We start from the raw sequence: 16,401 nt of genomic DNA on the forward strand, positions 1-16,401 counted from the left end.
AGAGCGCGTCGATAACGGACCGCCGATACCTGCGTGAACAGGTACGGCCTCCCTCGCCGAGCAACTGTGACAGCTTACGCGGCGGGAAGGCCGTACCAGAAATCGATCTATCGGAGCGGGGGCCTACTGCTCGTCGAAGAGGCTCGTCACCGAACCGTCCTCGAACACCTCGCGCACCGCGCTCGCGATCGTCGGCGCGATCGACAGCACCGTGATCTTGTCCAGGTCCGCGCCCAGTTCGCCCGGCGTCGGCAGTGAGTCGGTGAACACGAACTCGCTCACCCGGGAGTTCTTCAGCCGGTCCGCGGCGGGGCCGGAGAGCACGCCGTGCGTCGCGGTGACGATGACGTCCTCGGCACCGTGCGCGAAGAGCGCGTCGGCGGCGGCGCAGATCGTGCCACCCGTGTCGATCATGTCGTCGACGAGGACACACACGCGGCCCTTGACCTCACCCACGACCTCGTGGACGGTCACCTGGTTCGCCACGTCCTTGTCGCGCCGCTTGTGCACGATCGCGAGGGGAGCGCCGAGGCGGTCGCACCAGCGGTCGGCCACGCGCACCCGGCCGGCGTCCGGGGACACGACCGTCAGCTTGCCCTTGTCGACCTTCGCACCCACGTAGTCCGCGAGCAGCGGGAGGGCGAAGAGGTGGTCGACCGGGCCGTCGAAGAAGCCCTGGATCTGGTCGGTGTGCAGGTCGACCGTGAGGATGCGGTGGGCACCGGCCGTCTTCATCAGGTCCGCGATCAGACGCGCCGAGATCGGTTCACGCCCACGGTGCTTCTTGTCCTGCCGCGCGTAACCGTAGAACGGCACGATGACCGTGATGGAGCGGGCCGACGCACGCTTCAGCGCGTCGATCATGATCAGCTGCTCCATGATCCACTGGTTGATCGGAGCCGTGTGGCTCTGGATCACGAAGCAGTCCGCACCTCGCGCGGATTCCTGGTAGCGGACGTAGATCTCGCCGTTCGCGAAGTCGAAGGCCTTGGTCGGGACAACCCCGACACCCAACTGCTGGGCGACCTCCTCGGCAAGCTCGGGGTGGGCGCGGCCGGAGAAGAACATCATCTTCTTCTCGCCGGTCGTCTTGATCCCGGTCACAGCTGTCTCCTCAGAGGTGTCTCAACTGGGTGTGCACTTATCACGGTACGCCGTCCCAGACGCACCCGTTTCCGGTCAGTCTTCGCTCTCGACCTGCCGGGAAGCCGTCTCCGCCGCCTTCGCGGCGGCGCTTCCCGGACGCTTGCGAGCCACCCAACCCTCGATATTCCGCTGCTGACCGCGGGCCACGGCCAACGAACCGGGCGGCACATCCTTCGTGATCACAGAGCCGGCGGCGGTGTACGCGCCGTCCCCGACCGTGACGGGAGCCACAAACATGTTGTCCGAACCCGTGCGGCAATGCGACCCGACGGTCGTGTGGTGCTTGTCCTGTCCGTCGTAGTTCACGAACACGCTCGCCGCACCGATGTTGCTGTACTCGCCGATCGTCGCGTCCCCGACGTAGGAGAGATGGGGAACCTTGGTCCCCTCCCCGATGGAGGCGTTCTTCGTCTCCACGTACGTCCCGATCTTGCCCTTCGCGCCGAGGCGGGTGCCGGGACGGAGGTAGGCGTACGGCCCGACAGTCGCGTTCGCGCCGACCTCGGCGCTGTCGGCGACCGTGTTGTCCACGCGGGCGCCCGCGCCGATACGGGTGTTCGTGATCCGGCTGTTGGGGCCGACCTCCGCGCCCTCGCCGAGGTGCGTGGAGCCGTGCAGCTGGGTGCCGGGGTGGATCGTGGCGTCCTGGCCGAAGGTGACGGTCACGTCGACCCAGGTCGTCGCCGGGTCGATGACGTCGACGCCGGAGAGCATGGCGCGGGTCAGCAGCAGGTCGTTGAGGATGCGGCGGGCCTCGGAGAGCTGCACCCGGTTGTTGATCCCGGCGATCTCGCGGTGATCACCGGCGATGGAGGCACCGACCCGGTGACCGGCCTCACGGAGGATGCCGAGGACGTCGGTGAGGTACTCCTCGCCCTGCGAGTTGTCCGTACGCACCTTGCCCAGCGCGTCGGCGAGCAGCTGCCCGTCGAAGGCGAACACACCGGAGTTGATCTCACGGATGGCCCGCTGGGAGTCGGAGGCGTCCTTGTGCTCGACGATCTCGGTGACGGCGCCGGACGCCCCGTCGCGGACGATGCGGCCGTAGCCGGTCGCGTCGGGAACCTCGGCGGTGAGCACGGTGACCGCGTTCCCGTCGGCGGTGTGCGTGGCGGCGAGGTGCTTGAGGGTCTCCCCGGAGAGAAGGGGGGTGTCCCCGCAGACGACGACAACGGTGCCGTCGACGGAACCGCCGAGTTCCTCCAGCGCCATCCGTACGGCATGACCCGTGCCGTTCTGCTGCGCCTGCACGGCGGTCCGTACGTGCGGGTCGATCTCGGCGAGGTGCGCGGTGACCTTCTCGCGAGCGTGGCCTACGACCACGACCAGGTTCTCGGGGTCCAACTCACGTGCTGCGGCGAGCACATGACCCACCAGGGAACGGCCACAGATCGCATGCAGGACCTTGGGTGTGGCCGACTTCATACGGGTGCCCTCACCCGCTGCGAGAACGACGACGGCTGCCGGGCGAATGGCGCTCACGGGGTTGCCCTTCGGCTTTTGGGGTGGGGGTCGACATCCGCAGGATACCGGGGCGTTTCGTGAGGGACATGAGAGTGGGCCCTGACAGTGCTGTCACTGGTCAGGGCCCGGAGTGGACGCTTGCTCCCCCGCCAGGACTCGAACCCGGACAAATGGCACCAAAAGCCACGGTGCTGCCAATTACACCACGGGGGATGGAACTCGACGGGACCGGACCGTTGGCCAGGTCGCCGAGCAGGCACCCAACACTATGCCGTACCAGGCGCCTTCCGTGCGACGGTACAAGTGCGACGGTCGCATGCCGTGTGGTGTAGGCCAGTCGTCGAAAGTCACCGGAAATGGGGCGGTCGGCGAACGTAGGCTGGAGGCATGACCACGACGGGGGAAGACACCACCACGGCCCAGGCGGGGCCGTGGTGGTGGGCAAGGTGGCGCAGCGCGGCGTTGGACGTGAGCTTGGCGTTCGTGTCCGCGGTGGAGTGCGGGGCGGAGGGGATGCGGTTCGCGGGGGACGCGGGGATCCCGACGGCCGCGGGGATCGTTTTCGGGGTGCTGGCCGGGTCGGCGCTGCTGTTCCGGCGGAAGTGGCCGATCGCCGTGGTGCTGGTGTCGATCGCGATCACGCCGGCGCAGATGGGCTACCTGATGGGCATCGTCGGCCTGTACACCCTGGCCGCTTCGGAGCTGCCGCGGCGAATCATCGGCTCGCTGGCCGGGATGTCGCTGGTGGGCATGCTGATCGTGATGTTCGTGCGGGTCCGGCAGGACATGGCGCGGGGGACGCTGGATCTGGGGGACTGGTTCGTCCCCTTCGCCTCGATCACCACCGCGGTCGGCATGACCGCGCCGCCGCTGCTGCTGGGGCTGTATGTCGGGGCTCGGCGGCGGCTCATGGAGAGCCTCCGGGAGCGGGCCGACAGCCTTGAGCGGGAGTTGCAGCTGCTGGCCGAGCGCGCGGAGGAGCGCGCCGAGTGGGCGCGCAACGAGGAACGGACCCGGATCGCGCGGGAGATGCATGACGTGGTGGCGCACCGGGTGAGTCTGATGGTCGTCCATGCCGCCGCGCTGCAGGCCGTTGCCCGCAAGGATCCGGAGAAGGCCGTGAAGAACGCGGCGCTCGTGGGGGACATGGGGCGGCAGGCGTTGACCGAGTTGCGGGAGATGCTCGGGGTGTTGCGCAGTGGGGACGGGCTGGACCGGCGTGAGCGGTCGGCGGTGCCGTTGGCGGCGGTGGGGTTCGCCGCGGCCGCGGCGGCTTCGCGGGCCGTGGACGAGGCGGAGGGGCCCTGTCTGTCGGATGTGGACGAGCTGATCGGACAGTCGGCGGCCGCGGGGATGGTCGTGGACCTGTCGGTGGAGGGTGACACGCGGTCGTATGCCGGCGAGATCGAACAGACCGCGTATCGCGTCGTCCAGGAGGCGTTGACCAACGTCCACAAGCATGCGGCGGGCGCGAAGACGCACGTGCGGCTGGCGCACCGGATGTCGGAGATCGCGATGCAGGTGGAGAACGAACCGCCGCCGGAGGTGCCGTCGCAGGCGTCGGCGCGGTTGCCGTCGGGGGGCAACGGTCTGGTGGGGATGAAGGAGCGGGTCACCGCGCTGGGCGGGGTGTTCGTGTCCGGGCCGACGGAGGCGGGGGGCTTCCGGGTGTCGGCGGTGATTCCGGCGGCGTAGCCGCTCCCGCCGTGCTCAGCCGGCGGTGAGGCGGGCCGGTTCTATGCCGGCGACGAGGCCGCCGAGGGCCTGGTCGATGTCGGGGCCGAGGTACCAGTCGCCGGTGTGGTCGAGGGCGTAGACGCGGCCTTCGGTGTCCATGGCGATCAGGGCCTGGGTGTCGGTCTCGGCGCCGAGGGGGCAGACCTCGGTGTCGAGGGCGCGGCCGAGGTCGCCGAGGGTGCGGGCCAGGTGGAGGCCGTGCAGCGGGTCGAGGTGGAGGTTGGCGGGGGCGACCTGGCGGCCGGGGCCGGTGGGGGTGATGTGGAGGCCGCCGAACTCGGCCCAGGCCTCGACGGCGGCGGGGAACACGCAGTGCCGGTGTCCGGCGGGCGAGGCGTGTTCGCGCAGGGCGTCGGCCCAGAACTCGGCCTGTTTTATGTCCCAGCGCCCGGGCTGCCAGCCGGCGGCGCGCAAGGCGGCGTCGACAGGTACCGGGAAGCGGGTGGTGGAGGTGCGGTCGGGGTGCATCTGCCCTTCGCGTTCGTCGAGGTCGGGGACGGGGCGCCCGGGGGCGCGTCGTACGGCTTGCCGCGCCGGGGGCGCGGGGTTCAGTCGTCGGCTGTCGTGGGGTCGACGATGTACACGCCGAAGTGGGCGCTGAGGGCGGTGCAGGCGCGGCAGGGGGTGGCGAAGCCGCCGTGGAGGGGGTCGCCGTCCTCGCGGATGCGGCGGGCGGTGAGTTTGGCCTGCTTGAGGGCTCTGCGGGCCTCGCCGTTGGTCATCGGCTTGCGGGCGGCGCGCTTGGTGCGGGTGGCGTCGACGGCGGCGATGTGGCGGGAGATGAGCATGGCCTCGGCGCAACGGCCGGTGAAACGGTCGCGCTGGGTGCTGCCGAGCGTGTCGAGGAAGTCCTGGACGAGGGGGTGCAGGGCGGGCGGCTGGTCGCCGCGGGCGGCCGTGCCGGTGAGGGTGGCGCCGCGCACGGAGAGGGCTGCGGCGACGGTCGGGAGTATGCCGTCGCGGCGGTGGCGCAGCACGGGGGCGTGGGGTCTTTCGGTGCTGCTCCAGCCGATGCGGGGGTCGCCGGACGTGCCGGTGTGCGAGGCCGCGTGAGTGCCGTCGTGCGTGCGGGTGTGCGGCCCTGCCTGTGGTCCCGTCTGCGTCGTGTTCATGATCGTCATCCCCTCCCGAGCATCCCCCCGGACGACACAGAGTGCCAAACGGCGTGCCTGGTGCGGAAGCTGGGGCGGCGCGACACGCCCGGGTTTGGGCGGGCTGTCACGGCGGGGTGACGGCTGGTCACGGAAGCGGAAGGGCGCTGACCGGTGCCCGGTGACCCGTGTCGTCGTACCGCATAGGCTGTCGGCACCGCGATCCGTGCGGGCGCCACGTTCCGCGTGGTCGACGCGGGGAGACGGACTAGACAGTCGATACGGGGCGTAGTGGCCGAAGGTGGTCGCTGCGGGTCGTACCAGAGTGCCGCAGGGGGCAACCGCCATGACGACAGGTCGGCTCGGGCAGCAAGCCGCGCCGCCGAACGCGGCCTATGCCGGGCAGGTCGTGCACTTCCCGGACCCGGTCCGGGCGGCGCGTCACCCGAGAGGGGTACGGGTTGACGAGCACGGCTACCCCGACTTCTCGCCCTACGCGCGTGCGGCCGCGGAGATCGCCGATCCGCCGGAGGGTTTCGGGGTCGACGAACTCAGGCTGACGGACTACGTGTCGGCGAACGCGGCGCTGGCCGCGTCCGGGCACGAACTGTGGGACACGGTGCCGGCGGTGGCGACGCCGCACGGCTGGACGTGGCACCACGCACCGGGCGGGCGGCGGTTGGAGCTGGTCCCGGTCGAGGTGAAGGCGCTGCTGCGGCATCACGGCGGGATCGCGACGGCGAACGTCGACCAGGGCAAGAGGGGCACGCGGCCGCTCCAGGAGACCCGTCCCGCGCACTTCGGGCTGCCCAAGTCGGGTGTGGCGGTGACCGAGTCGCAGGTGCTGGGGGTCGAGGAGGACCTCGGGTACCGGCTGCCGGGTCCGTACCGGTCGTTCCTGAAGGCGGCGGGCGGGTCCGCGCCGGTGGGGACGGCGCTGGACGCGGAGTTGGGCCTGCTGGTCGACCAGCCGTTCTTCACGGTGCGGGACGAGGCGGCCGTCAACGACCTCGTGTACGTCAACAAGTGCCTGCGCGACCATCTGACCAAGGACTACCTGGGCGTCGGCTTCGTCCAGGGCGGGCTGCTCGCCGTGAAGGTGAAGGGCGGGCGGGCCGGTTCGGTGTGGTTCTGCGCGTACGACGACGTGCGGGACGTGGACCCCTCGTTGGCGCCGGCCGAGCGCGTGGAGCGGCTGCTGCTGCCCTGCGGTGAGGACTTCGACGTGTTCCTGTCCCGACTGGCGGGGAATCCGCCGGAGTTGGAGACGGTGGCGAACCTGATGGTGGACGGCGGGTTCGCGCGTCCGGTGCCTGTGTCTTCTGTAGGGGAGTGAGCTTCGGCGATGGTGACGTTCGCACAGGCGCAGGAGCGCGCGGAAGAGTGGATCAACGGGGATGTGCCGTCGTACCAGCATCGTGAGGTGCGGGTGCGGGAGTTCGAGCTCGGCTTCGTGGTGTGGGGCGAGGACCGTGCGGGCGGGCCGAGTTCGGGCGGGGGTGCGCACCGGCTGGTGCTCGCGCGGGACAGCGGCGAGGCCACGCTGTGGCCTTCGCTGCCGGTGGGCGAGGTGATCCGCAGGTACGAGGAGGAGTACGGCCGTGAGGACGGGGTCGCTGACGCGGTACCGGCACCTGCGGCTCGTGTCGACCTGAATCAGACGTCGTTCTTGCTGACTCCGCCGGAGTGGTTGCAGGACGCGGCGGACAAGTTGGGGATTCCGGACCGGCGGGGTGGGGCGGGGGCCCGTGCGGGTGCGGGTGCCGCGTCTGCGCCTGCGCCTGCCTCTGCCTCTGACGAGCCCTCGGTGTCGTCCGGGTCGTCGGCGGCCTCCGTGCCGGGTGTGCCCGACGGGGCGACGCCCTGGGCCGGAACCGACACCAACGGAGGCGTCTGGGAGGACGACCGTTCCGTGCCGCTGCCCGAGACGGTGTTCTCGCCGCCGCTGAGTGGTGCGGACGATGAGCTTCCGCCGGGCTCGGCGGCTCCTGATGCCGAGACGGAGTTGATGTCGGGAGGCAGCCAGCTTCCGCCGACGGCGCCCGCACCGGCGCTCGACGATCCGAATGCGCCGGGTGCGTTCAGCGGTGCGCCGGGTGGTGTGCGGGGTGGCGTGACTCCGCCTCCGGGTGTGCCTGGTGCTGTGCCGCGTGCGTCTTCGTACGGCTATCCGCAGGGCGCTGGTGTGCCGGGTACGCCGCCTCCGGGCGGGCCGGGGGCCGGTGCTACGCCTCCGCCGCCTCCGGGTGCGCCTTCGTATGGGTATCCGCAGGGTCCGGGTGGTCCGGGTACGCCGCCTCCTGGGGGTCCGGCGGTGGGCACTACGCCTCCGCCTTCGCCTCCGTCTCCGCCGAGTGCGCCGTCGTACGGCTATCCGCAGGGGCCCGGCGGTGCCGCGGGGGCGCCTCAGCCTCCGGGTGGTCCCGCTGCTCCGGGTCGGCCGCTCGCGCCGAACGCCGGGGAGATCGCCGACGTCGCCACGAGCAAGGTGGGGCCCCCGCCGGGCCGTGCGCGGGGCGCGGGAGCGAACCCGCCGCCTCCGCCGGGTGCCCCGGGGGTGCCAGGTGTGCGGCCGGGGGGCACGCCTCCGCCGCCCGCGCCGGGTGCGCCGGCGGGTGGGTACGTGCCGACACAGTTCGTGTCGGCGCTCGGCCCCGATGGTCCTGAGGGTCCCGCGGGTCCCGCGGGACCGGGGGCGCCTCAGCCTCCCGGTGTGCCGCAGGCTCCGGGCGCGCCGGGTGCGCCTGGCGTGCAGGGTGTTCCTGGCGCGCAGGGTGTTCCTGGCGCCCCGGGTGCGCCGAATCCGCCCGGCGTTCCGGGAATTCCGGGCGCCCCGGGCACACCGGGTGCTCCTGGCGTACCGCAGCCTCCTGGCGCCCCCGGCGCGCCTGGCGCCCCAGGGGGCGCTCGAGGTGCCGTACATCATGCGGAGACCGTGCTGTCGGCGCCCCCGGTCGGCGCTCCCGGCGCGCCTCCGCCGCCGCAAGCCCCCGGCGCACCCGGTATGGCGCCGGGTGCTCCCCAGCCGATGCCTCCGATGCCGCCCGGTGCGATGGCGCCGCAGGGACAGCCCGTGCCCGGTCCGCCGCCTCCGGGGCAGCAGCCGCCGGCCTACGGGTATCCGCAGCAGGGGCAGCCGACGGTGGGCCCCGGCTATCAGGCCGTCCTTCGCTACCGCGCGCAGGACGGGTCGGAGCAGCAGTTGATCCGGCGTTCGGCGCCGGGGACACCGCATCCGGAGTGGCAGATCTTCCACGAGCTGCGGGGCATGAACGTGCCGCCGGACCAGGTGCTGGAGCTGCACACGGAGTTGGAGTCCTGCGAGCTGCCGGGTGCGTACTGCGCGCGGATGATCCGGGAGCAGTGGCCGCAGGCGCGCATCACGAGCATCGCGCCGTACGGCACGGATCACGCGAGCCGGCAGCAGGGCATGCAGCAGTTGCTGGCGCACCAGGGCGAGTTGCACCAGGTGGCCGACGGGCCGGCGCGTCCGGCACCCGTCCGCGCCCCGCTTCCCCCGGTGCAGTCGGCGCCGCCGATTCCGCCGGAGGCGATCGCGCAGGAACTGGCGGCGGCGCACGGGCCGGGGATCTTCCGGTTCGAGCAGGCTGCCGTGTCCCGGCAAGGCGTGCCGCCGGTCGTGGCGCACTCCCTGGTGGCCGGGGGGCTGCCGATGGACATGGGCCCCTTCTTCTGGGCGCAGGCCCAGCCGGGGCGGCCGGTGCCGACGCTCGCGGAGCTGGCGGCCGAGCGCGGGGTGCAGCCGGCCGCGGACGCGGGCTCGTACCTGGTGATGGGCAGCGACTTCGGCCGGGCGATCTGCGTGCAGTACGGCACGGCGAACATCGTCGCGGTGCCGGTGGAGGCCGGGCCGGGCGGTGCGCCCGTGCCGCCGCAGTTCGTGAACACGGGGCTGCCCGAGTTCCAGCGGTGCCTGGCGCTGCTCGGCCGGATGTGGCGGCTCAGGTTCGGGCTGAACCAGGAGCAGGCGGGACGCTGGACCGTGGACTTCCAGGCCCAGTTGGCCTCCCTCGATCCGGCGGCGCTCGGTTCGCCGGAGAGCTGGTGGTCGGTGCTGCTGGAGCAGATGTGGGACGGGTTGTTGTGACGTCCCGCTCCTGACGCAGGCTGCGTGTGAAAGGGCCGGACCCGGGTGATCGGGTCCGGCTCTTTTGTGTGCGCGTGGTGACCGTAACCTGCGCGCGGAGTGTCGCGTTATGAACACTTCCGTCCGATACATCAAGATGTGCGCGAAATCATCATTTCGCGTCCGTTCGGCGGAGAGGGGTTCCAGGATGAGCAGCGCACCGGTGTTGCCCCATGGGTTCGTGGCCGTACGGGGGCGCGGCTATCGCCCCCAGCAGGTCGACGTGTACGCCGCCGCCCTGTCCCAGGACCGTGACGCCGCCTGGGAACGTGCCGCCCGACTCACCGTCCTCGCCAGGGAGATGGAAGCGGAGGCGGAGAGGTTGCGGGAGGTCGTGGCGGCGCTGGCTCCCCAGTCGTACGAGACGCTCGGGGAGCGTGCGCGGCGGATCTTCGAGCTCGGGCAGGAGGAGGCCGCGGCTGTCCGGGAGGGCGCGCGGCAGGAGGCGCGGCGCCTTGTGAACGAGGCGCAGGCGCGCGCTGACGGCGTACGCGAGGCCGCGCAGGCGCACGCCGACGACGTGCGTGCCGAGGCCGACGAACGCGCCCGGCAACGGCTCCTCGCGGCGCGTGCCGAGGCCGACGAGTTCCGGATCACCGCCCGGCGTGAAGTGAAAGAGGGGCGCGGGGAGGCGCTCGCCGCGTTGCGCGAGGTGCGGGAGCGCACCGCCGGGATGCTCGCCGAGCAGGCCAAGGAGCACGCCGAGCGGTGGGCCGAGGCCGAGCGGGAGGCGGAGGAGCGGGCAGCCGCTGCGGACGCGCGGAACGCCGAGCGGGTGGCGCGGGCGGAAGCGGCGTTGTCGGAGGCGAAGCAGGCGTTCGCCGAGGCGGAGGTGTCCGGTCGACGCCGCCAGGAGGAGGCACACGCGCGGGCGGCCGAGGTGGTGGCCGAGGCGCAGGTGCGGGAGGAGCGGGTCGCTCGGGAGACCGAGCGGGTGTTGCGGGAGCACGGCGAGATGTGGGACGACGTGCGGGCGCAGATGGATCACGTGCGGAACAGCCTGACGGCGCTCACGGGGCGGGCCGCGCTGGAGTGACGCGCTCTGTCGGGGGCGCCCGGTGCCGATTGCGCGCCCCCGACTGCGACTTCACCTTCCCCTTCGCACCGCCCCCGCCAGAATCCACCCCTCGACCGCCTCGTACTGCCGCCTCTGCTCCTCCGACTTCCGCCGCCCCGACAGCACCGTCCCCAGCCACCCGAAGGCGAAGCCCGCCGGGATCGACACCAGGCCCGTCGTGGTGAACGGGAACCAGTTGAAGTCGGCGTGCGGGAAGGCGGAGATGGGGGTGCCGGAGACGAGGTTGGTGCCCGACATGAGGATCAGGACCGTGAGGGTGCCGCCGATGAGGGTGGCGAGGAGACCGGTTCGGGTGTAGCGGCGCCAGAAGAGGCTGTAGACCAACGCGGGAGCCAGGGCCGAGGCACCCACACAGAACGACAGGATCACCAGCGGCTGCAGGCTGCGGTGTTGGATCAGCGTGGCGAGGAGGATCGTCGGGATGCCGACCGCCAGTGCCGAGACGCGGGCCAGCATCATCTCGCGCTGCGCCGACATCTCCTGGACGCGGGTCGCGAACACGTCGTGGGCGAGGGAGTTGGCGCAGGCGAGGATCATGCCGGCGACGGAGGCCAGCAAGGTCAGGAAGATCGCCGTGGTGACCGTGGTGAACAGCAACGTCTCCGCCGTGGAGACGTCCGGGCCGAAGGCGGCCCGGGACCCCAGCAGATAGGCCGTGTTTCCCTGCGGATCCGCCTCCGCGATCACCGCCCGCCCGATCAGCGCCGTCGCGCCGAACCCGACGACCGTGATGACCAGGACGAACAACACCACCGACGAGACCGCCCAGGACATCGAACGGCGCACCTGGCGGGCGCTCGAGGCGGTGTACATGCGCATGGTGACGTGCGGCAGGCACGCACCGCCGATGACCACCGCGAGCTGCGACGTGATCATGTCCACGCGCGCGTACGGCCCGCCCGCGAACTCCAGACCCGATTGCAGGAAGGCCGGCCCCACACCGCTCTGGTCGGCCGCCGCGTCGAACAGCGCGCCCGGGTCCCAGGCGAACCTGTTCATGATCAGTACGGCGACCACGGCGCCCGAGCCGAGCAGCATCACGATCTTCAGGATCTGGATGAGGGCAGTGCCCTTCATGCCGCCGATGGCCGCGTAGCTGATCATCAGCACGCCGAGGCCGATGATGAAGCCCGTCTTCAGCGAGTCACCGGAGAACCCCAGGATGAACGCCAGCAGTTGGCCCGTGCCGGCGAGCTGCACCAGCATCAGCGGCAGCAGCGCGGCAATGGTGACCAGGCACGAGGCGATGCGCACCGAACGCCCGGGCATCCGCCGTGCCAACGCGTCCCCCATGGTGAACCGGCCCGCGTTGCGCAGGGGTTCGGCCAGCAGGAACATCAGCAGCATCAGCGACAGGGCCGTGCTCAACGCGAGGACGACGCCGTCGTAGCCGTAGAGGGCGATCACACCACCCGTGCCCAGCACGGTCGCGGCGGAGATGTAGTCGCCCGCGATGGCGAGGCCGTTGCGCAGCGGGGACAGGGAGCCGTAGCCGGTGTAGAACTCGTCGAGGTCGTCGTTGTCCGGGCCTGTCATCACGCACAGCAGCAGGGTGAGGGTGGCGACGGCGGAGAAGGCGACCAGGGACATCGCCTGCGAGGAGTCGCTGAAGCCCGTCATCGCCGCACCGCCTCCCTCTTGGCGTCCAGTTCGGACTGCTTGCGGATGCGGTCCGCGATCGGGTCGACGAGACGGCGCGCGGTGTGCTCGTAGAGGGCGATCGCCAGCCAGGTGACGGGCAGTTGGAGCAGGGCGAGCAGCAGGCCGGTGGGCAGACCGCCCGCGACCGTGCTCGTCATGACGGACGGCGCGAACGCGGACAGGAACAGGAAGAGCGTGAAGTACCCGAGCGCGGTGAGCGTGGCCACGCGCCGTTGCCAGCGGTAGGCGCTGCGCAGGATCCGCAGGTCGCTGTGGTGGCCGAGCGCGTGCTGGTGGCGCGGTCTGCGGTGCGCCGGTTGGGGTGGGGCGGGCGGCTGCCAGGGGTAGGTCGGACGGGGCTGTGACGGGTCGTAGGACATCCCGGTGCTCCTTGCGTGGCTCGGGTCCGTTCGGTGGGGACCGCAGGGAGTTGGGGGCGGATGGGCGAGCGGAGTCACGCACGTTACTCGCGGGTTCGGAGATGTACAGCCTTTTCTCCAAACTGATCGGTCGGTATGCGCTTACTTCGCTGACCTGCGGTGTTACCCGCGTTAACTCTGACTTTTGGAGGGCGCGTCACACTTCGGCCGCCCGGTCCCTCTTGTTGGCAGGACTTCAAGGACTTCAAGGACTTCAAGGACTTCAAGGACCTCAGGACTTCACGACTTCACGAGGAGACAGAGCAGTGGACATCGTTGTTTTCGGAGCGAACGGGCCGACCGGGCGACAGGTCGTCGAACAGGCGGGTGCCGAGGGGCACACGGTCACCGCGGTCACGCGGCGTCCCGGGGGCTTCCCGTTGGAGGGGCCGTGGCTGCGGGTGGTGGAGGGCGATGTGTACGACCCGTTCGCCGTCGAGGGGGTCGTGGCCGGACAGGACGCCGTGATCTCGGCGCTCGGGGTGCCGTACAGCAAGGAGGAGGTGACCGTGTACTCCGCGGGCATCACCCACATCACCGAGGCCATGGCCAAGCACGGCGTCGGCCGACTGGTCGCCGTGACCTCGACCGTGCTCTTCGGGACCCCCGCGCCCGGCGAGAACTTCCTGTTCAGGAGGGTGCTGGAGCCGGCCCTCATGCGCTTCATGGGGCGCACCGTGTACGAGGACATGCGGCGCATGGAGGAGATCGTGCGGGAGACGGACCTGGACTGGACGGTGCTCCGCCCCGGCGGCCTGTTCGACGCGCCGGCCGTCAGCGACTACGAGGTCGGCACGTCACGCCTGCCCGGCCGGTACACGGCACGGGCGGATCTCGCCCACGAGTTGCTGCGGCAGGCTGCGGATGACCGCCACGCGCGCGCGTACGTCGACGTACGCACCACACAGAACACGCCGAGCTTCCTCGACCTGATCCGCAAGGAGGCGGTCGGCGGCAAGGAGAAATAGGGGCGGGTCCGGGGCGGGCGGCTGGGTACGATACGGCGTCGGTCGCCGGGGGAGCGGTCGCAAGGGGACGAATCCGGGGGACGGTACCGATGTCCGACGTGCGTGAATCCGTGATGCCGACAGAGGTGCGGGCCGTTCGACTGCTGCTGTTCGGGCTCGCTTTCCTCGGCCTGGTGGTCGTCCTCGTGCTCTCGGAGGAGCTGACCTCCTACGGGCTCGGCGAGCTGGTGGCGCCCTGGACGCTGGTGTGGGTGTGCGCGCTGCTGGCCCTGAGGTACGACGGTGGCGCGCGGGGCGGGGTGCGGATCACGACCATCGTGGTGATGGTGTTCGTCCTCGTCGGGTCGTTCAACCAGGTGTTCGACGCGACGGCGCCCGCGGAGTTCGTGGACGCCGCGCTGCGCATCGCGGCCGGGGTGCCGGTGGTCGTCCTGCTGTTCCTGCCGGAGGCCACGGCCTGGTTCGACCGGGAGAACTGACGAAGATCTGCCGGGACGCTTCCCGCCTCCCGTGTCAGTTCCCGAGGTGCACGCGCGCGTAGCGGACGCCGGGGCGGCCGGAGTGGGGGAGGGTGGTGGGGCCGACGCAGGTGAAGCCGTTGCGCTCGAGGACGGTTCGGGAGGCCAGGTTGTCGAGGGGCGTCCTCGCGGTGAGCTCGGTGAGGCCGTACTCCGTCGCGGACAGCCGGCAGACCTCCTCGACGGCCGCCGTCGCGACGCCCCGCCCCGCGGCGGACTCGCCCACGCGGTAGCCGAGTTCGGCGGAGCCGTCCGCCACGTCCACGAGGTTGACCCGGCCGATCAGCTCCCCTCCCTCGCTTGTCACGACGTGGAAGTGGCAGTCCCCGGCGGCCTGTTCGGCGAGCAGCGCCTCGAGCCGGGCCGCGAACTCCGTGAAGTACGCGTCACCCCGATCCGGAATCGTGCGTGCGAAGTACGCGCGGTTCGCCCGCTCGAAGGCCAGTAGGGCGTCCGCGTGATCGGGCCGTAGCCGCTCCAGCTTCACCATGAGATCGAGACTAGGCGGGGCTCTGTTCTCGAACACCTCCATTAACTGCGCCCTGCCCGCTCACTGCTCCTTCAGTACCGGGAACCGCCTCGGCGCCAGCACCAGCAGCACCACGAACGCCACCGCCGCCGCACACGCCGCCCCCAGATACACCGCGTGCACCGCGTCCGCGATGGCCCGCCGCGTCGCCTCCGGTGCCGTACCGGCGTCCAACGCGCGCGTGACCGAGTCGAGGTCGCTCGCGCCGCCCAGGCGGGAGGCCAGCACGCCGTTGGCGACCGCGCCGAAGACCGCCGCGCCGATGGTCTGGCCGGTCTGGCGGCAGAAGAGGACGGAGGCGGTCGTCGTGCCGCGTTCCGCCCAGCCGACCGTGGACTGGACGCCGACGATCAGGGGGAGCTGGAACAGGCCCAGGGCGCCGCCCAGGAGCAGCATCAGCAACGTCGGCTGCCATGCCTCGCCCGGATACGGCAGGAACGGGAAGGCGAGGAGAACCAGCGTCGCCGTCCCCATCCCCAGCATCGCCGTGTTGCGGAAGCCGATCCGCCGGTACACGTGCTGGCTGAGCGCCGCCGACACCGGCCAGCTCAACGTCCATACGGAGAGCACGAATCCGGCGGCCACGGGTGCCAGACCGAGCACTGACTGGGCGTACGTCGGGAGGAACACGGCCGGGGCCACCATCAGCAACCCCATAGCGCCCAGGGCCAGGTTGACCGCGGCGATCGTACGGCGGCGCCACACCCACCCCGGGATGATCGGCTCGGCCGCCCGGCGTTCCACCAGCACCACGACCGCCACCAGGGCAAGTCCCGTACCGAACAAGGCGATCGACGGGCCCGACAGCCACGGCCACGCCACCCCGCCCTGCACCAGCGCCGTCAGCAGCACACCCCCGCACGCGAACACCGCCAGCGCGCCCGCCCAGTCGACACGCGCGCGCGTGGACGGCGTTTCCCGCTTCGGCTCGTGCAGGTGGCGGACGATCAGCCACAACGCCACTGCCCCGATCGGCAGGTTGACCAGGAAGATCCACCGCCAGTCCGCGTACGCCGCCAGCACCCCGCCCACACCCGGTCCCGCGACCGCCGACACCGCCCACACCGTGGACAGCTTGGCCTGGATCTTCGGGCGTTCCTTCAGCGGGTAGAGGTCGGCGGCGAGTGTCTGGACCGTGCCCTGCAACGCCCCGCCGCCCAGCCCCTGCACGACCCGGAAGGCGATCAGCGCGCCCATGTTCCAGGCGACCGCACAGAGCAGCGAGCCGAGGAGGAACAGGGCCGCGCCCACGATCAGCACCGGCTTGCGGCCGAAGGTGTCCGACAGCTTGCCGTAGACGGGGAGGGTGACCGTCACGGCCAGCAGATAGCCGGAGAAGAGCCAGGAGAAGACCGAGAAGCCGCCGAGGTCGCCGACGATCTGCGGTACGGCCGTGGAGACGATGGTGGAGTCGAGGGCCGCCAGTGCCATCGCGAGCATCAGCGCGGCCACGACGGCGCCGCGCCGGTCGGGCGACGTGCGCTGCGGGGCCTCACGTATCGCGGGTTGCGTGTCGCCCACCTGGATTCCTTCCCCCTGCATCTATCTGCCGTACGACAGCTTCCCACTTGACCCTCACGTCGCGGCAGGGTGGAACCTCAGTGGACCGGAGGGTGGACCCGACCCCCTAGATCGGCTCCACCCGGGGGTGGACTGCCCCTAG

Annotated in this window: 14 protein-coding genes and 1 tRNA gene; 6 read left to right on the top strand and 9 right to left on the bottom strand. The window is 71.3% G+C overall.

Annotation, left to right across the window (positions count from 1 at the left end; genetic code table 11):
* Positions 1-123 precede the first annotated feature (123 nt).
* From IG08_RS0118675 to IG08_RS0118685, 3 genes are all read right to left on the bottom strand, one after another.
* The gene (locus IG08_RS0118675; RefSeq protein ID WP_030603353.1) at positions 124-1,104 is read right to left on the bottom strand and encodes a ribose-phosphate diphosphokinase; all 981 of its coding nucleotides are present in this window, start codon (positions 1,102-1,104) and stop codon (positions 124-126) included.
* Positions 1,105-1,179: 75 nt separating this feature from the next.
* On the bottom strand, positions 1,180-2,628 hold the full coding sequence (gene glmU, locus IG08_RS0118680; protein WP_078655645.1) for a bifunctional UDP-N-acetylglucosamine diphosphorylase/glucosamine-1-phosphate N-acetyltransferase GlmU: 1,449 nt from the start codon (positions 2,626-2,628) through the stop codon (positions 1,180-1,182).
* A gap of 123 nt (positions 2,629-2,751) precedes the next feature.
* Positions 2,752-2,823, bottom strand: a tRNA-Gln gene (locus IG08_RS0118685).
* A gap of 174 nt (positions 2,824-2,997) precedes the next feature.
* On the opposite strand from IG08_RS0118685, the gene IG08_RS0118690 reads away from it, so the two are divergent.
* Positions 2,998-4,305 (top strand): sensor histidine kinase, encoded by a 1,308-nt coding sequence (locus IG08_RS0118690; protein WP_030603359.1) that lies wholly within the window; start codon positions 2,998-3,000, stop codon positions 4,303-4,305.
* A 15-nt stretch (positions 4,306-4,320) separates the two neighbouring features.
* Here the strand turns inward: IG08_RS0118690 and IG08_RS0118695 are convergent, their stop codons facing one another.
* Together IG08_RS0118695 and IG08_RS0118700 are read right to left on the bottom strand one after the other, a co-directional pair.
* A complete protein-coding gene (locus IG08_RS0118695; protein WP_030603361.1) occupies positions 4,321-4,815 on the bottom strand; it encodes an SUKH-3 domain-containing protein in 495 nt (164 codons plus the stop codon).
* An 80-nt stretch (positions 4,816-4,895) separates the two neighbouring features.
* Complete coding sequence (locus tag IG08_RS0118700) at positions 4,896-5,468, bottom strand: YwqJ-related putative deaminase (protein ID WP_078655646.1); 573 nt, start codon at positions 5,466-5,468, stop codon at positions 4,896-4,898.
* A gap of 316 nt (positions 5,469-5,784) precedes the next feature.
* Here IG08_RS0118700 and IG08_RS0118705 point away from each other — a divergent pair, with 316 nt between their 5' ends.
* The 3 genes from IG08_RS0118705 to IG08_RS0118715 all read left to right on the top strand — a co-directional run bounded on the left by IG08_RS0118705 (position 5,785) and on the right by IG08_RS0118715 (position 10,621).
* Positions 5,785-6,774 carry an SMI1/KNR4 family protein gene (locus IG08_RS0118705; protein ID WP_030603366.1) on the top strand — a complete coding sequence of 330 codons (990 nt, stop codon included), beginning with the start codon at positions 5,785-5,787 and terminating at the stop codon, positions 6,772-6,774.
* Positions 6,775-6,783: 9 nt separating this feature from the next.
* The gene (locus IG08_RS55865; RefSeq protein WP_052424776.1) at positions 6,784-9,546 is read left to right on the top strand and encodes an SUKH-4 family immunity protein; all 2,763 of its coding nucleotides are present in this window, start codon (positions 6,784-6,786) and stop codon (positions 9,544-9,546) included.
* Positions 9,547-9,733: 187 nt separating this feature from the next.
* The gene (locus IG08_RS0118715; RefSeq protein ID WP_030603372.1) at positions 9,734-10,621 is read left to right on the top strand and encodes a coiled-coil domain-containing protein; all 888 of its coding nucleotides are present in this window, start codon (positions 9,734-9,736) and stop codon (positions 10,619-10,621) included.
* Between the two features lie 51 nt (positions 10,622-10,672).
* On the opposite strand, the gene IG08_RS0118720 is transcribed toward IG08_RS0118715, so the two are convergent.
* Together IG08_RS0118720 and IG08_RS0118725 are read right to left on the bottom strand one after the other, a co-directional pair.
* The gene (locus IG08_RS0118720) at positions 10,673-12,283 is read right to left on the bottom strand and encodes a sodium/solute symporter (protein WP_030603375.1); all 1,611 of its coding nucleotides are present in this window, start codon (positions 12,281-12,283) and stop codon (positions 10,673-10,675) included.
* Complete coding sequence (locus IG08_RS0118725; RefSeq protein WP_030603379.1) at positions 12,280-12,684, bottom strand: DUF485 domain-containing protein; 405 nt, start codon at positions 12,682-12,684, stop codon at positions 12,280-12,282. The genes IG08_RS0118720 and IG08_RS0118725 overlap by 4 nt, the downstream gene beginning before the upstream one ends.
* Positions 12,685-12,989: 305 nt before the next feature.
* Between IG08_RS0118725 and IG08_RS0118730 the strand changes: the two genes are divergently transcribed.
* Complete coding sequence (locus IG08_RS0118730; protein WP_030603382.1) at positions 12,990-13,691, top strand: NAD(P)-dependent oxidoreductase; 702 nt, start codon at positions 12,990-12,992, stop codon at positions 13,689-13,691.
* Between the two features lie 89 nt (positions 13,692-13,780).
* A complete protein-coding gene (locus IG08_RS0118735; protein ID WP_030603387.1) occupies positions 13,781-14,170 on the top strand; it encodes a hypothetical protein in 390 nt (129 codons plus the stop codon).
* A 34-nt stretch (positions 14,171-14,204) separates the two neighbouring features.
* Here IG08_RS0118735 and IG08_RS0118740 read toward each other — a convergent pair whose 3' ends face one another.
* The gene (locus IG08_RS0118740; protein ID WP_030603390.1) at positions 14,205-14,699 is read right to left on the bottom strand and encodes a GNAT family N-acetyltransferase; all 495 of its coding nucleotides are present in this window, start codon (positions 14,697-14,699) and stop codon (positions 14,205-14,207) included.
* 60 nt (positions 14,700-14,759) lie between these two features.
* A complete protein-coding gene (locus IG08_RS0118745) occupies positions 14,760-16,259 on the bottom strand; it encodes an MFS transporter (RefSeq protein ID WP_030603392.1) in 1,500 nt (499 codons plus the stop codon).
* Positions 16,260-16,401 lie beyond the last annotated feature (142 nt).

Origin of the sequence: Streptomyces fulvoviolaceus, assembly GCF_000718165.1 — a bacterium.
In the GTDB taxonomy this organism is placed as follows: Bacteria; Actinomycetota; Actinomycetes; order Streptomycetales; family Streptomycetaceae; genus Streptomyces; species Streptomyces fulvoviolaceus.

Bases quoted from the DNA above. Each gene is read 5' to 3' on its own strand.
- IG08_RS0118740 (WP_030603390.1), bottom strand. From the start codon at position 14,699: ATGGTGAAGCTGGAGCGGCTACGGCCCGATCACGCGGACGCCCTACTG.
- IG08_RS0118690 (WP_030603359.1), top strand. From the start codon at position 2,998: ATGACCACGACGGGGGAAGACACCACCACGGCCCAGGCGGGGCCGTGG.
- IG08_RS0118700 (WP_078655646.1), bottom strand. From the start codon at position 5,468: ATGACGATCATGAACACGACGCAGACGGGACCACAGGCAGGGCCGCAC.
- IG08_RS0118725 (WP_030603379.1), bottom strand. From the start codon at position 12,684: ATGTCCTACGACCCGTCACAGCCCCGTCCGACCTACCCCTGGCAGCCG.
- IG08_RS55865 (WP_052424776.1), top strand. From the start codon at position 6,784: ATGGTGACGTTCGCACAGGCGCAGGAGCGCGCGGAAGAGTGGATCAAC.
- IG08_RS0118705 (WP_030603366.1), top strand. From the start codon at position 5,785: ATGACGACAGGTCGGCTCGGGCAGCAAGCCGCGCCGCCGAACGCGGCC.
- IG08_RS0118695 (WP_030603361.1), bottom strand. From the start codon at position 4,815: ATGCACCCCGACCGCACCTCCACCACCCGCTTCCCGGTACCTGTCGAC.
- IG08_RS0118735 (WP_030603387.1), top strand. From the start codon at position 13,781: ATGTCCGACGTGCGTGAATCCGTGATGCCGACAGAGGTGCGGGCCGTT.
- IG08_RS0118720 (WP_030603375.1), bottom strand. From the start codon at position 12,283: ATGACGGGCTTCAGCGACTCCTCGCAGGCGATGTCCCTGGTCGCCTTC.
- IG08_RS0118715 (WP_030603372.1), top strand. From the start codon at position 9,734: ATGAGCAGCGCACCGGTGTTGCCCCATGGGTTCGTGGCCGTACGGGGG.